This is a genomic window from Eisenbergiella tayi (assembly GCF_001881565.1).
GTDB classification, from domain to species: domain Bacteria; phylum Bacillota; class Clostridia; order Lachnospirales; family Lachnospiraceae; genus Eisenbergiella; species Eisenbergiella tayi.
This window is the reverse complement of the sequence record NZ_MPDJ01000004.1, coordinates 624,660-638,870: the sequence shown is the minus strand read 5'-3', so window position 1 is coordinate 638,870 and position 14,211 is coordinate 624,660. Positions and strand designations below refer to the sequence as shown.

Below are 14,211 nucleotides of genomic sequence, written 5' to 3'. Positions count from 1 at the left end.
ATTTTCGGTTCTGTTGTAGCCACATTTCTCTAATGTATTGCCTGATTAACAGTAGGTTTAAATAAACCATCTGCCGGTATATTTTTAGCGTATAAAATAAAATTTTCCGAATTCAGGGTACAACAAAGCAAGCGAGATAAAAGTTCCTTTTTTTCTCGCTGGTTTTCATGTCCGGGAATATCTTATATCGATAATCTTTGAGAAATACTTGCCAATTTCCATGCCAATAGGGTATAGTTTAATATGTATAAAGCCTATTCGATCAATGTGGCTACAACAGAACCGAAATTATGTGATAATCAGCCCGATACGCTCCATCTGCCGGGCATGGACCGTGCCGCTCTCCATGGTATATATGCGTGTCGTATTGACGTTGGAGTGGCCCAGAATATCAGCCAGGCGGGAAAGATCCTTTTCAAGTGTGTAGTAGGTCCGGGCGAACAGATGGCGCAGGTTGTGAGGAAATACCTTTTCCGGTTCTACATCTGCACTTTCACACAAGGCTTTCATATCACGCCAAATATTAGAACGATTGAGCGGTTTTCCCGTCCTGGTGACAAAAACGGCTCCGGTTGTTCTTTTTTCTTTTTTCAGGTACTTTTTCAGCAGCCTGCACAGCTTGCCGGGCAGAAAAATGGTACGGTGCTTGCCCTTGTTGCTGATTTCCGCCCTGCCGGACTGAATGGCTTCTGCTGTGATGAACTGCAGTTCCGACACACGGATACCTGTGGCACAGATGGTTTGGATAACAAGGGACAGGCGTTCGCTGCCATCCTGTTCGGCGGCGCGTATCAGCCGTATATATTCCTCACGGGTCAGCTCCTTTTCACCGTCGGAAAACAGAGATCTCTGAATTTTCAGCGGTTTCACTTTTAATGCAGCCAGGCCGCAGAAATCCAGGAGACCGTTCATTGCGGCAAGCATGGTATTGATACTGGAAGGAGCGTAATCCTCTGTCAAATGGCCTTTCCAGCGAAGCAGGGCAGTTTTGGTGAGCTCCTGTCCTTCCAGATATTTGTAGAGGGCGGTCAGATCGTGGATATATTTTTCAATGGTGGCGGTACTTTTTTCCTGTTCCTGCAGATAGATACTGTATTGGCGTATCAGTTCGGGGGTAATCGTTTTCAGTTGGTCTTTTTTTCGCATGATGTTTTCCTCCATATTTAAAATACTACACTATTATTGTACCGTATCCTCTGAAATTCATACGAATGGCCTTGTATTATATAAAATCCCACTGTCTATAGCTTTTACATAAAATAAGGAAGGAGAAAAAAGCCGGGTGTCAGCTCGGCTTTTTTTAAGTGTCTTTATAGTATGTCTGTTAGTATCTTCCTATTAAATAAAGTATCAGGCTGCGTTATAGAGTGGAGGAATGGAGGAAATATATGGACAGAAGAGCCGTGAAAACCGCCGTTTTGCTGCTGGCTGCTGTTTGTATACTGGCGGCCTGCGGGGAAAAGGAGGAGGAAGAAAACCGACAGGCAAAGATATGTATAACGCTGCAGGATGCAAAAGGAGCTGCACTGCCCGGCGGTGAAATAGAAGCGGAGGAAGGCAGGGAAATACGAAAATGGGTTGCGGATGACAGAGGAATACTTGAAATTTCCGGATGGAAGGAAGATGAAATAATGGAAATAAGGATGTACAGCGCTTCAGGAACAGAACTGGGAGAGGCTGTTTTGAAAATGCTGACAAGCCAGGTCACGGATGCGGCTGTGCTGGAGAATAATCATATCCGGATTTGTGCGGCAAGGAATGCCGCCAGCGTGGATGTTATTTTCCGGCCTGATGGGACGGGAGGGATCCTGTGCAGTCTGAAGCTGGACTGAAGAACGATGGCTGTAAGAACTTTTGCCGGGAGCCGGAAAGAGATATATAAATTAAGGAAGAGACATCAGAGGGGCGGTATGACAGAACCGAAGGCATACCGGGAATGAGGACATTCCAAAACCGCACACACGGATCCGCACACAGACCACACGTACGGATCCGCAGATATTGACAGGAAAACATGGAAATTTTACAATAAAGGAGTATTTATGGAATATTTTGAAATGGATATTACCGAAAAGGAAAAGGATCTATACGGGGATCAGCTGATACTGCTTACGGGAACGCTTACGGAATTTCTATCCTGCATAGAAATGCTGAGACGGTACCGGAAAGCCGTTACGGGACGGGATCCGGTGTCCTCCTGCCGGGCGCGTATTAAAAAAGCGGACAGCATGACGGAAAAGCTGCGGCGTATGGACCTGGAGGTCTGCCGGGAGAATGCCCTGCAGAAAGTGTACGATGCAGCCGGCGTGCGTATTATCTGTCCTTTTGTGGAGGATGTATACAGCATGGTGGATTTGATTATGGAAATTCCGGGGGTCAGACTTTTTCAGGCAAAGGATTATATTGCCAGTCCGAAGCCCAACGGTTATCGCAGTTACCACATGATCATCCATTTCCCCCTGCGCTTTGTGGGAGAAGCAGGAGCGGATAACAGCCTCTGGCTGGAACTGCAGCTGAGAACCATTGCCATGGACTGCTGGGCCAGTATCGAGCATGGACTGAAATATAAAAAAGATATATCCAATCAGGAGTTTATGAAAAAAGAACTGAAGCGGTGCGCGGATGAAATCGCGTCCACAGACCTTTCCCTGTCAACAATCAGGGAAATGATCCGGGAAAATCAGGAAGGAAGGGACGGGGATAAATGCGTGTATTAATAGCGGACGATGAACGGGAAATGACGCAGGCTCTGGAAGCCATTCTAAAGCATGAGCATTATTCCGTGGATATTGTGTATGACGGCCAGGCGGCGCTGGATTATGGCCTGGCGGAAACCTATGACTGCCTTGTGCTGGATATTATGATGCCTAAGCTTAACGGCCTGCAGGTATTGGAGCAGCTGAGGGAAAACAACATTTCCACCCCTATTTTGCTCCTGACAGCCAAAGGGCAGGTGGAAGACAGGATAGAAGGGCTGAACTGCGGGGCGGATGATTATCTGCCGAAGCCCTTTGATGTGGGAGAATTTATCGCCAGGGTGAGAGCGCTTACCCGCAGAAACGGGGTGTTCACTTCCCATATACTGACGGTGGGGAATATCAGCCTGAACCGTTCTACCTTTGAACTCTCTCGTGATGAAATGGCTGTCCGTCTGGGAAATAAGGAGTTCCAGATGATGGAGCTGCTCATGAGGCAGCAGGGGCGTTTTATTTCCACGGAGCAGTTTATGGAACGGATCTGGGGCTATGAGAGCGAGAGTGAAATCAACGTCGTATGGGCATATATTTCTTACCTGCGCAGGAAGCTTTCCGCTTTGGGCGCCAATGTTAAAATTACAGCCAGCCGCGGACGGGGCTACATGCTTAAGGTGGAGGAAAAAGAATGATTGAGGCGCTGCGCAGACGATTCCTTATGATTGCAATGCTGTCCCTGACAGGGACGCTGTGTGTGATAGGGGCATCCATAAACCTGGGAAATCTGTACCGGATAACAAGGCTGGCGGATACGGCGATCGAACTTCTCTATCAGAATGACGGAACCTTTCCGCTTTCGGACGGAGAACGGCCTGATGTGGCGGGCGGTTTCCAGATTACGGAAGAAACCCCCTTTGAAACCAGATACTGCATTGTTCATCTGACAAAGAAGCGGGAGGTGCGGGAAGTGGAAATGGAGCACATCGCCGCCCTGGATCGGGAAAAAGTGGTGGATCTGGTCAGTGAAATAATCAGGGATGGGAAGAAAAGCGGATTTAACGGCTATTACCGGTATCAGGTTTATGAGAAGGGGGAGGAGAGCACCATTGTGGTATTGAACTGCTTTCTCCAGCTGCAGTCGGTCTACAACGTGCTTCAGGTGACGCTGCTGGTTATCGTATGCTGCGTGACTCTGGTTTTTTTCCTGCTTCTGCTTCTTTCCGGCAGGGTGATCCGGCCATTTGCGGAAAATATAGAACGGCAGAAGCGTTTCCTGACGGATGTCTCCCATGAACTGAAAACACCACTTGGCATCATATCCGCCAACACCGGCGTTCTGGAGCTTACAAAGGGAAAGGATGAATGGACGGAGAGTATCCGCAACCAGGTAAAGCGGCTGGACAGTCTGATTAAAGACCTGATAGAGCTGTCAAAATCAGAAGAGTATGTGAAGGAGAGCGAATTTACCGAATTCAGCGTCAGCCAGATTGCGGAAGCCAATGCGGATTCCTTCCGTACTCTGGCCCAAATGCAGGGAAAGCAGCTTAATGCTGAAATCGACCCGGGTGTGTATATGAGAGGCCAGGAGGATTCCATCATCCGTCTGATGACAATACTTTTGGACAACGGGGTAAAATACTGTGATCCTTCAGGCACCGTGGCGCTGCGGCTGAGGCAGAAAGGCAGACAGGTGGTGCTCCAGGTGGCCAATCCATGCCGGGATATGGATACGGCCCAGGTCCCTCATCTGTTTGACCGGTTCTATCGGGCGGACAGTTCCCGTTCCCGCCAAAGCGGCGGTTATGGGATCGGACTTTCTATTGCAAGGGCGGTGACGGAAGGCCACAAGGGCAGAATCGGGGCGGCCTATGAAGCCGGAAATCTGGTGTTTACTGTGGTGCTGCCGGGGATTGCCGGGAAAAACATACAGCTTTGACAAAGTTCACAAAATTTTCACACAGATTCCGTAAACGGGGGCCGTTTGCGGAGTCTTTTTTTAAGTTCATTTATACTTGGACGTATATAATTTCAAATACAAAAAGCAGTCCGCGGGCAGTGGGTAAATTGGTTTTCAATCTTAACCATTGCTTTTGCGAGAATAAGAAAAAAGGAGAGATAGGAATTATGAATGGATTTGCAGGTTCGCGGAGGAAAACAGCCATGCATATAATGGCAGCGCTGGTTTTGCCGGTACTTTTGCTTTTGGGAGCCGGCAGGGAGGTATCTGCGGCAGGAGGGCTGCAGATGAGCACCGGATATCCGGGAATGTCGGTGACGGCAGGGGATGAACTGACCTTTTCCCTTGATTTTTCGAATACCACAGGGGCTGGTATGTCGGTGTCCCTGGAGACGGTATCCCTGCCGGAGGGCTGGAAAGGCTATTTTACCGGAAACGGGAGTGAAGTGAGCCAGGTATATGTAAAAAGCGGTGATAATGACGGAAAGGCAGTCTATAACCTGACCATACCGGAAGAAGCGGCAGGCGGAGATTATGAGGTGGTCCTGCGGGCATATACAGCGGGAGAGGCCTCCGATACGCTCACACTGAACCTGAAGGTGACAGAGGAAGAGGTGGGAGGCAGCAGCTTCCGATCAGAATATCCTGAACAGGAAGGGGCATCGGGAGCCAGCTTCAGCTTTGATGCCACACTGGTGAATAACAGCGCCACGGAGCAGAACTACAGTTTTTCATCCAATGCTCCTGCCGGCTGGAGCGTGACCTTTACACCCTCCGGAGAGAGCAGCCCGGTCAACAGTATTTCCATGGAGCCGCGTAAAAGCCAGACGATTACGGTAGGGGTAACGCCTGCTGCCGATGCGGAAGCAGGGGCATATACCATTTCCTGTGCGGCCGTTTCCGCAGGGGAGAATCTCAAGACCGATCTTACGGCAACCATTACCGGAAAATATGCCATGGACGTGACAACACCCAGCGGCCGGCTGAGCACCGAAGCCTATGCCAATAAGCAAAAAGAAGTGGCTCTGAAAATCGTCAATAACGGAAACACGGATCTGACAAATGTGAATCTGTCATCCACGGCCCCTGACGGCTGGAATGTCAGCTTCAGCCAGCCGGTCATTGATGTCATTGAAGCAGGTGCTTCCGTGGAAGTGACCGCATACATAACTCCGGGAGAAGACGCCCTTTCCGGCGACTACGTGGTTTCTGTCAAAGCCTCAAATTCCGATACCTCGGACAGCGCGGAATTCCGTATTTCCGTAAAGACGGAGACAATATGGGGCGTGGTGGGAGTTCTCTTGATCGTATGCGTATTTGCCGGCCTTGGCTGGGTATTCCATAAGTATGGGAGACGATGATTATGTCAGAAACGATAATTAAAACAGAAGGACTTTCCAAGCGTTACGGCGGAATTACCGCGGTGGACAAGCTTTTTCTGGAAATCCGCAAGGGCGAGGTCTTCGGACTGCTCGGACCGAACGGGGCAGGAAAGACAACTACCACGCTGATGCTTCTGGGGCTGACAGAGCCGTCCGGGGGACGTGCGCAGATCTGCGGTTACGATTGCACAAGGGATTCCCTTCAGGTGAAAAAAATAACCGGGTACCTTCCGGATAATGTGGGCTTTTACCCGGATATGACCGGCAGGCAGAACCTGCGGTTTACGGGCCGCCTCAATGGCCTGCAGGGCGAAGAACTGGAAAAAAGAATTGACGAAATGCTGAAAAGAGTGGGCATGACAAATGCTGCCGATCGCAAGACCGGCACCTATTCCCACGGTATGAAGCAGAGGCTGGGAATTGCGGACGTTCTGATGAAGGATCCCCAGATTATTATTATGGATGAGCCCACGCTCGGAATCGATCCTGAGGGCATGCGGGAGCTTCTCGCCCTTATCAGGCAGCTGTCGGAAGAAGATCAGAGAACCATACTGATTTCGTCCCACCAGCTGCACCAGGTGCAGCAGATATGTGACCGTGTGGGTATTTTTGTAAAAGGAAAACTCATCGCATGCGGTTCGGTGGGTGAACTGGCGGTGCAGCTGCAGAGCGAAGGAAACTATATTCTGGAGCTGGAGGCCTATCCCCATGACGACAGGCTGGAAAACCTGCTTCATACAGTGGAAGGCGTAAAGAAAATCACAAAAGAAAATGAGATGATTCTTGTTCATTCTGACAGAGACTGCCATAATGATGTGATTGTGACACTGCTGATGAACGGCTATGATTTGCGCAGACTCCGCCAGCGCGGCGGTGATTTGGACGAAATATACAGTAAATATTTTGAAAAGGCAGGTGAGACCTATGACAGCGATACAGGTAAAAGAAAAGGTTTCCGCGACAATTTCAGGAGCCTTGTCCGGCATGCATTGGGAAAAGGAAAATAGCTCTGTCCACGGACTCCTTGTCCTGTTCAGGAAGGAACTGGCCGACCATCTGCGCAGTACCCGGTTCCTGCTGATGATTGCGCTGCTGACTCTGACGAGTATGGCCAGCCTGTACGGGGCGCTCAGCAATATCCGGGATCAGGCCACGGAAAACAGTGAATTTATTTTCCTGTCCCTGTTTACCACAAGCGGAAATTCCCTGCCGTCCATATGCACCTTTCTGGCGTTTCTCGGCCCGCTGGCAGGGATTGTCCTGGGCTTTGACTGTGTGAACCGGGAGCGTTCCCTGGGGACACTGAACAGGCTGACCGCGCAGCCTATCTATCGTGATACGGTGATCAACGGAAAGTTTATGGCAGGCTTTGCCGCGATTTTTCTTATGGTATTTTCCCTGGGGATTCTCGTGAGTGCCATCGGACTGCTGGTGATAGGAATTGCCCCGCAGACGGAAGAGGTGCTGAGGATACTGGCCTTTCTGCTTTTTACCGTTTTCTATATCGCCTTCTGGCTGGGACTGTCCATCCTGTTCTCCGTTATTTGGAGACATGCGGCTACCGCGGCTCTGGCAGGGATATCCATCTGGATTTTCCTTTCCTTCTTTATGAGTATGATAGCAGGCGCGGTGGCCGATATCGCTTATCCCACAGAAGGAATTGAAGGGTTATTTAATCTGAAAAGCAATTATTCCCTGGAACTGGGGCTGAACCGGATTTCTCCCTATTATCTGTTTGGGGAGGCGGCATCAACCATTTTGAATCCGAATATCAGGAGTATCGGAATCGTCACCAATTCCCAGCTTTCCGGAGCCATTGCGGGATATCTGCCCTTCGGACAGAGCCTGCTGCTGGTATGGCCGCATCTGGTGTGTATGGTGGCGCTGACTATGGTGTGCTTTGCCCTGTCCTATATATGCTTTATGAAGCAGGAAATCAGGGCATAGAAAGAATGCCTCCGAATTAAAATTCCCGTGGAAAAAATGTCTCCGTGCAGTTATAATGAATCTGTATAGAAAAATGCTTTTCCCGGCGGGCGGAGAACGGAAGGGGAGTGGAAGTCCCAATCCGCTGCAGGCCCGGCCTGCCGGGGCGATAGGAAAAGGAGACGAAAGATGAAGCAGGACATGATTGTAATTCTGGACCTGGGAAGTACCGAAAACACGGTGGTGGCACGGGCGATCCGTGACATGGGCGTATACAGTGAGATCCATCCCCATGATATCACCGTGGAAGAGCTGAAAGCTCTGGACAATGTGAAAGGTATTATTTTAAATGGCGGTGAAAACCGTGTGGTTGACGGCAGACCGGTTGATATTGACCCCGCTTTGTATGGCTGCGGCGTGCCGGTTATGGCAATTGACCATCCCACGGCACAGTGCGGACTTCGCTATCCTTCCATTCCGGAAGAGGAAGTTCTGAAGGATTTCGTACTGGGACAGTGCAAAGCGGAAACAAACTGGAATATGAAGAACTTTATCGAAGACCAGGTGGAACTCATCCGCCGCCAGGTAGGAGATAAAAAGGTTCTGCTTGCCTTATCCGGCGGCGTGGATTCCTCTGTGGTGGCAGCCATGCTGATTAAGGCCATCGGCCAGCAGCTGGTATGCGTCCATGTAAATCATGGCCTCATGCGGAAAAATGAATCCGAAAGCGTTGTGGAGATATTCAGGGATCAGCTTCATGCGAACCTGATCTATGTGGATGTCACGGAACGTTTCTTAGGTAAGCTTACAGGAGTTGCGGATCCGGAAGAAAAGAGAAAGATCATCGGCGGAGAATTTATCCGTGTCTTCGAAGAAGAAGCCCGCAAGCTGGACGGCATCCATTTCCTGGGACAGGGTACGATTTATCCGGATATTATTGAAAGCGGAACCAAAACCGCAAAGATGGTAAAATCCCATCACAATGTGGGAGGACTGCCGGAGGATCTGCAGTTTGAACTGGTAGAGCCTTTAAAGCAGCTGTTTAAGGATGAAGTAAGAGCCTGCGGTATCGAACTGGGACTGCCTGCGGCTATGGTATACCGTCAGCCGTTCCCTGGCCCCGGACTTGGCGTGCGCTGCCTTGGCGCGATCACACGCGACAGGCTGGAGGCCGTAAGGGAATCGGATGCGATTCTGCGTGAAGAGTTCGAAAAGGCCGGACTGGATAAGACGGTATGGCAGTACTTTACCGTAGTGCCGGATTTCAAGTCTGTCGGGATGAAGAACCATGCGAGATGCTTTGAATATATGGTGATTATCCGGGCAATCAATACGATTGATGCGATGACCGCCAGCGTGGAGAAGGTGGACTGGGAAGTGCTGGAGAAGATTACTAACCGGATTCTGGCAGAGGTGGAGAATGTGAACAGGGTATGCTATGATTGCTCGCCTAAGCCGCCGGCTACGATTGAATTCGAATAATTTGAGATGTCGAAGAAATCCAGTGGTTTTAGAATTAGAGAATGATTGACAGGTGGTTGTGCAGCAAGCTGTTCAGAGCCATTAGCTGTGGGTAGAAACTCATAGCTAATGGCTTTTTTGCGGTTTTTTTTGCGGTAGTTTTTTTCCTTTGGGGCAGGAAGTTCTTCGTACATAGATAAAAACAGGCTGCAAAGAAATTCTTTGTTGTTAACATCATCGACTAAGAGCATTTCTTTTGATACCTCATACGGCAATTCATAAGCAACCATAGGCATAAGGGCGATTGCGGAAGGAACAGGTTTTACGAGTACCGATCCCACCTCAATATAGATTACTGCAACGAGAGTATTAAGAAGAAAACGGTACTTGCCCGTTACTTTGAGGGGGGAGGATAACTATTATAGGTTGAATACAAAGACTATAAACTTTTGCGGAAAGTGTTTGGAAGTAAGCAGATGGACAGTCTGTTAGAGCGAGCATGCACAGGAATGCTTTGAAATGCTCACAGAGCAGATGAAACAGGCACAGGGTATCACGGAGCAGCTAAAGGCGGAAAATGCTTTAGAATGGACAGGGTGTAAAAACTCTGTCTGTTTTTGTATGAAAAGTAAATTTATTGTCCTGCTTGACTTTTGGAAAATTGAGTGTTAATATATCTATGACCGAAATAGTATTTTGAGTCATAGAGGGAGATTGAATTATGGCAAGAAGCTTTTCTGAAAGAGAAAAAGAAAATATTAGAAAAAGTTTGATGGACATTTGCAAACAGAACTGGACACAGTATGGCTATAAAAAAACAAGTGTTGATGAAATATGTAAACAGGCTGGCATATCAAAAGGAGCATTTTATCTTTTTTTTGAGTCGAAAGAAGCTCTTTTTTGTGAGGTGTTATGCTCTGTACAGCGTGAAATTTGTGAAATGGCTGCAGCGGCAATGGAAGAAGAAAAAGGAAAACCAGGTGTGGTAAAAGCCTTGAAACTTATCTATCGGGCTTATGATAAGAATTCTTTTTTGTACGGTTCGGATACTGCTGACTATACAATTTTAATGAACAAAGTATCAGAGGAACAGGCAAAAGAAATGGAACAAGCAGGAGAATTAAGCAGACAACTTTTTTCTGGTCACCCTGATTTGAAATTTAGAGTTGATGCCAATATGGCTATTTCCGTTATCTATTCACTGATTATGAATATCAAAAATAAAGATGTTTTACCACAAAATCATTTGGAAGTCTTTGATTTTATGGCCGACCATTTGATTGATAATTTATACGAATAACAGGAAGTTGAAAGGAACAATCCCAAAAAAGTCAGCGGGTCAGATGATGGATTTGACCTCTGGCAATGTAAAAAAACAATTTGCGCTACTTCCATTCCTATTTTTTTAGGAACTTTTATTGCAGCAGCTTTACAATGTCATTGACGCAGTTATTGCAGGTCGTTTGGTTAATGATAGTGCATTATCCGCAATAGGTTTTTCAGTTCCAATATAATCTATTGCGGTCATAATAACACTGTCCGCTGCTTTATTACTGGGTGGAAAGCAAATATTGGGATTGATTATTGGTAATAACGAAGCAATGATTTTACGTGGTTATAGTTACTTCAAGGTTTGATTGTGGTTTTATTCAGTTAATGCATAATATACGGCTTAGGTGGCGTCCTGTCAGGAACAGGCGATAGCTTCTTGCTGCGGATGGTATGTATCAAGGGTAATTGTGCTTTGTGATATAAAAGTAATCGTTGGCAAACAAAATCGGTAATAAAAACAATACAAAATTGATGGAGGTTAAAAATGGAAACGGAAGTTGTAAATAAGAATAATGTGTCTGTTGCTGTTATTCATAGCGATGAACACTTAATTACAGATGTTCAATCAGCATTAGATTTAATTATGTCTGTAAAATATGAAACTGGCTGTACTAATATTGCTTTAAATAAAAGTGCGATTGTAGATGACTTTTTTATTTTAAGCACCTGTATGGCGGGAGAAATATTGCAGAAATTCATTAACTACGGTGTGAGATTTGCAATATACGGAGATTTTTCACGATATACAAGCAAACCGTTAAAAGACTTTATGTACGAGAGCAATAGAGGAAAAGATATTTACTTTCAGCCAAGTGTTTCTCGTGCTATGGATAAACTCTCGGGATATTCCAAATTAAAGTTATAATTTGGCTTCTGGAAAGAGCAGTTCCACCGTCAGGAACAAGATGCGGAAGGGAAGTGTCTTCATTAAAGGCCTTCCCTTCCGCTATTTGTCAGTACGATACAGTCATAGCGGATCGTTTTTCCCTTAAGGGAATAATCAGGCTTACGATCAGCCAACCAGGCTCCTTTCAGCGGCCTTTTGATAACTATCTTGTACGGAGCACTGGCAATAGCAGCATGCAGCAGCGCATCCTCATCGGTACAGGGCTGTTCCAACTGCTGGAGCAGCTGAAACTTCTTTTTAATCAGTGCGCTTTTTTGTCTGGCCGGAAACATGGGATCCAGCAGGACAACATCCGGCCTGAATCCAAGCTGAGGCAATGCGGTCAGGCTGTCTGTTTCAAAAAGCTCCATTCGCCCGACAATCGCCGCCAAATCAGGAAGTGCTGCAGCCCGGGAAAGCGCGTCGCGCAGAAGTGCCGCAATTACGGGATCACGTTCATAAAGCCGTACGGAAAAGCCTGCTGCTGCCAACAAGAAAGCATCCTCCCCCAATCCTGCTGTAGCGTCAACTGCTGTCAGGCCTTCAGCTTTCCCTTTGATTTTAGAGGCCTTTATCAGGAGTTCCCTGTTCAGATTGCCGGGGTTGATCCGTGATCGCATCCGGGTAAAATCGCCCCGCAGCGATTGACTGTTTCCTGCTAGAGTGAGACCGTCCTTATCGGGACGCAGTTTTAAATCCGTATTTTTTCCGTAAGCATCTTTTTTTATAATATCTGTAATTAATTGCTCGTCAAGCTGTGGGGACACTTCTCTATCCATGTCACTTTTGGATATGATTTCCATATCATTATCATCTAAATCTGACATATGAAATTCTCCTTGCGTAAATAATTGTTATAATATATCTATTCTAACAAAATTTAATCCTATTTTCTATTATTAATATATACAAAGGAAAGGTTGAGTTTGTATGCATTAAAAAGATTTAAATACCATCGTGGATAGTCAGGCCTTTTTGATTAGAATCATCTTCTGTGATTATGCCATTTTAACCCCAAAAGGCTACAGTATGCCAAAGCTGCTTTTTCAGTTGGACATTTTATTTATGTCACCGATATCACTCCAATTATCTATTCACAGATGGCAATCACGCGATGCTTTACCAATAAGATAGGCATTTACAATTCCTTTGTCATTTCCAAAACAATATCCATTCATTGAGCTAAACAGCCAGTATAACTGGAATTAGTACTAGACGTTACAAACAGAAAACGAAATAAATTATTACCTTAACATTAAAATAATATCAAATCTTTGATATAATAAGACCACCACAAATATATCATATAAAAAATTAATTTTATGATATATTAAAATATTCAAAATGAAAATGCCCCAAACCAGTTTTTCAATACCATTAAATATCAATGATTCCATTTAAGATAAGGAAGCGGGAGGTATGCACAACTAATGGCAATAAGGTATTGGACGATTATGAAGAACTAAAGGAGTGGCGGTATAATGAAGAATAAGCCAAAATCAGCGTGCAGATTTATGAGTTAACGGATGTTTGATACTTATTCTCTTTTCAACGCAGAGAAATTATGGCAGAATAGAAATAAATATCTTTATCCAAAAGGGGTACGACAGATTCTTTATATAACAAGGGGAATAAAAAGATGAGTGTAATAAATAGAATGTCTGAAATTATCGGTCTTGCACCAATTTCAGATAAGATAGAATTTATCTGCGATTCCGTTGTTGATTGTGATGCTTACACAAGAAGTAAAATAGAATATCTGGTAAACGGCCGCAATATCCCTGCTTTTCTGCTTATTCCGAAAGGTGAAGGACCGTTTCCTGCCGTTTTGGTTAATCATCAACACCATAGCCAACGAAATTGGGGAAAAAGTGAGGTTTGCGGACTGGTAGGAGATCCACTGCAGGATTTTGGAAGTAAACTTGCTCGTGCAGGTTTTGTCGTAATTGCTCCGGATGCAATATGTTTTGAAGAACGAAGAGTAAACGCAGCGGGTACGGAAGAAAATCACAAAGAAGACGAATGGAATCATTTTCTTGCGTTATGTCATGGTATTCTGACAGGAGAAACCCTGGCGAAAATTGCCATAGAAGATGCGATAGGTGCAGTAAGTGTTCTGAACGGCCTGAATATGGTGGATAAAACAAAAATAGGCTGTTTAGGCCATTCTTACGGGGGAACAACTACATTTTTTGCGGCAGCTTTTGATAAAAGAATAAGCTATGCCGTGTCAAGCGGAAGTGTTGTCAGTTACAAATATCGTATGGATAATTCGACAGGAATAGAAATGTCCAGTATTATTCCCGGATTTCTAAAAGAATTTGAAGTAGCAGATGTAATAAAAGAAATAGCGCCGAGACACTTCCTGATAGTTTGTGCTGATGAAGATAAGTATTCAAAGGATGCACCACAAATTTTTGAGTCTGTGAAAGAACACTATATTTCAAAAAATGCGGAGAGTAATTTGTATATGAAACAATATAAAGGCGGCCATCAGTTGACGCAGGAACGTTTTGACTATATATTGAAATGGATTATCGGTTTTTCCTAATGAGTATCATACATAGAAGGATG

General features: G+C 45.9%; 13 protein-coding genes and 2 pseudogenes. 12 read left to right on the top strand and 3 right to left on the bottom strand.

Going from position 1 to position 14,211, the window contains the following annotated elements; all coding sequences use genetic code 11:
• Window positions 1-288: 288 nt before the first annotated feature.
• Complete coding sequence (locus BLA28_RS17470) at window positions 289-1,146, bottom strand: tyrosine-type recombinase/integrase (RefSeq protein WP_069158652.1); 858 nt, start codon at window positions 1,144-1,146, stop codon at window positions 289-291.
• A gap of 242 nt (window positions 1,147-1,388) precedes the next feature.
• Here BLA28_RS17470 and BLA28_RS17465 point away from each other — a divergent pair, with 242 nt between their 5' ends.
• The 8 genes from BLA28_RS17465 to guaA all read left to right on the top strand — a co-directional run bounded on the left by BLA28_RS17465 (window position 1,389) and on the right by guaA (window position 9,440).
• Window positions 1,389-1,832, top strand: coding sequence for a hypothetical protein (locus BLA28_RS17465; protein ID WP_069158333.1), 444 nt, complete (start codon window positions 1,389-1,391; stop codon window positions 1,830-1,832).
• A 210-nt stretch (window positions 1,833-2,042) separates the two neighbouring features.
• Complete coding sequence (locus tag BLA28_RS17460) at window positions 2,043-2,717, top strand: GTP pyrophosphokinase (RefSeq protein WP_069158332.1); 675 nt, start codon at window positions 2,043-2,045, stop codon at window positions 2,715-2,717.
• Window positions 2,705-3,385, top strand: a complete 681-nt coding sequence (locus tag BLA28_RS17455; protein WP_069158331.1) for a response regulator transcription factor — start codon at window positions 2,705-2,707, stop codon at window positions 3,383-3,385. Before BLA28_RS17460 ends, BLA28_RS17455 begins: the two co-directional genes overlap by 13 nt.
• Window positions 3,382-4,629 carry a sensor histidine kinase gene (locus BLA28_RS17450; RefSeq protein ID WP_069158330.1) on the top strand — a complete coding sequence of 416 codons (1,248 nt, stop codon included), beginning with the start codon at window positions 3,382-3,384 and terminating at the stop codon, window positions 4,627-4,629. Before BLA28_RS17455 ends, BLA28_RS17450 begins: the two co-directional genes overlap by 4 nt.
• 188 nt (window positions 4,630-4,817) lie before the next feature.
• Window positions 4,818-6,011, top strand: coding sequence for an NEW3 domain-containing protein (locus BLA28_RS17445; RefSeq protein ID WP_009252148.1), 1,194 nt, complete (start codon window positions 4,818-4,820; stop codon window positions 6,009-6,011).
• A 2-nt stretch (window positions 6,012-6,013) separates the two neighbouring features.
• Window positions 6,014-7,039 carry an ABC transporter ATP-binding protein gene (locus BLA28_RS17440; protein ID WP_071699267.1) on the top strand — a complete coding sequence of 342 codons (1,026 nt, stop codon included), beginning with the start codon at window positions 6,014-6,016 and terminating at the stop codon, window positions 7,037-7,039.
• Window positions 7,017-7,979, top strand: coding sequence for an ABC transporter permease (locus BLA28_RS17435; protein ID WP_069158328.1), 963 nt, complete (start codon window positions 7,017-7,019; stop codon window positions 7,977-7,979). Before BLA28_RS17440 ends, BLA28_RS17435 begins: the two co-directional genes overlap by 23 nt.
• Before the next feature lie 168 nt (window positions 7,980-8,147).
• Window positions 8,148-9,440 carry a glutamine-hydrolyzing GMP synthase gene (gene guaA / locus BLA28_RS17430; protein ID WP_069158327.1) on the top strand — a complete coding sequence of 431 codons (1,293 nt, stop codon included), beginning with the start codon at window positions 8,148-8,150 and terminating at the stop codon, window positions 9,438-9,440.
• Window positions 9,441-9,580: 140 nt separating this feature from the next.
• On the opposite strand, the pseudogene BLA28_RS33450 reads toward guaA, so the two are convergent.
• Window positions 9,581-9,751 (bottom strand): annotated as a pseudogene (locus BLA28_RS33450) (TfoX/Sxy family protein); the annotation flags it as partial.
• Between the two features lie 160 nt (window positions 9,752-9,911).
• On the opposite strand from BLA28_RS33450, the pseudogene BLA28_RS17420 reads away from it, so the two are divergent.
• The 3 genes and pseudogenes from BLA28_RS17420 to BLA28_RS17410 all read left to right on the top strand — a co-directional run.
• A pseudogene (locus BLA28_RS17420) lies at window positions 9,912-10,091 on the top strand (TnpV protein); the annotation flags it as partial.
• A gap of 49 nt (window positions 10,092-10,140) precedes the next feature.
• Window positions 10,141-10,719: a TetR/AcrR family transcriptional regulator gene (locus tag BLA28_RS17415; RefSeq protein ID WP_009252153.1), complete on the top strand. Its 579-nt coding sequence runs from the start codon at window positions 10,141-10,143 to the stop codon at window positions 10,717-10,719.
• Between the two features lie 516 nt (window positions 10,720-11,235).
• On the top strand, window positions 11,236-11,616 hold the full coding sequence (locus BLA28_RS17410) for a DUF4180 domain-containing protein (protein WP_069158325.1): 381 nt from the start codon (window positions 11,236-11,238) through the stop codon (window positions 11,614-11,616).
• A 62-nt stretch (window positions 11,617-11,678) separates the two neighbouring features.
• Here the strand turns inward: BLA28_RS17410 and BLA28_RS17405 are convergent, their stop codons facing one another.
• Window positions 11,679-12,464, bottom strand: coding sequence for a class I SAM-dependent methyltransferase (locus BLA28_RS17405; protein WP_069158324.1), 786 nt, complete (start codon window positions 12,462-12,464; stop codon window positions 11,679-11,681).
• Between the two features lie 812 nt (window positions 12,465-13,276).
• Here BLA28_RS17405 and BLA28_RS17400 point away from each other — a divergent pair.
• Window positions 13,277-14,188 carry a prolyl oligopeptidase family serine peptidase gene (locus BLA28_RS17400; RefSeq protein WP_141702961.1) on the top strand — a complete coding sequence of 304 codons (912 nt, stop codon included), beginning with the start codon at window positions 13,277-13,279 and terminating at the stop codon, window positions 14,186-14,188.
• Window positions 14,189-14,211: the final 23 nt, after the last annotated feature.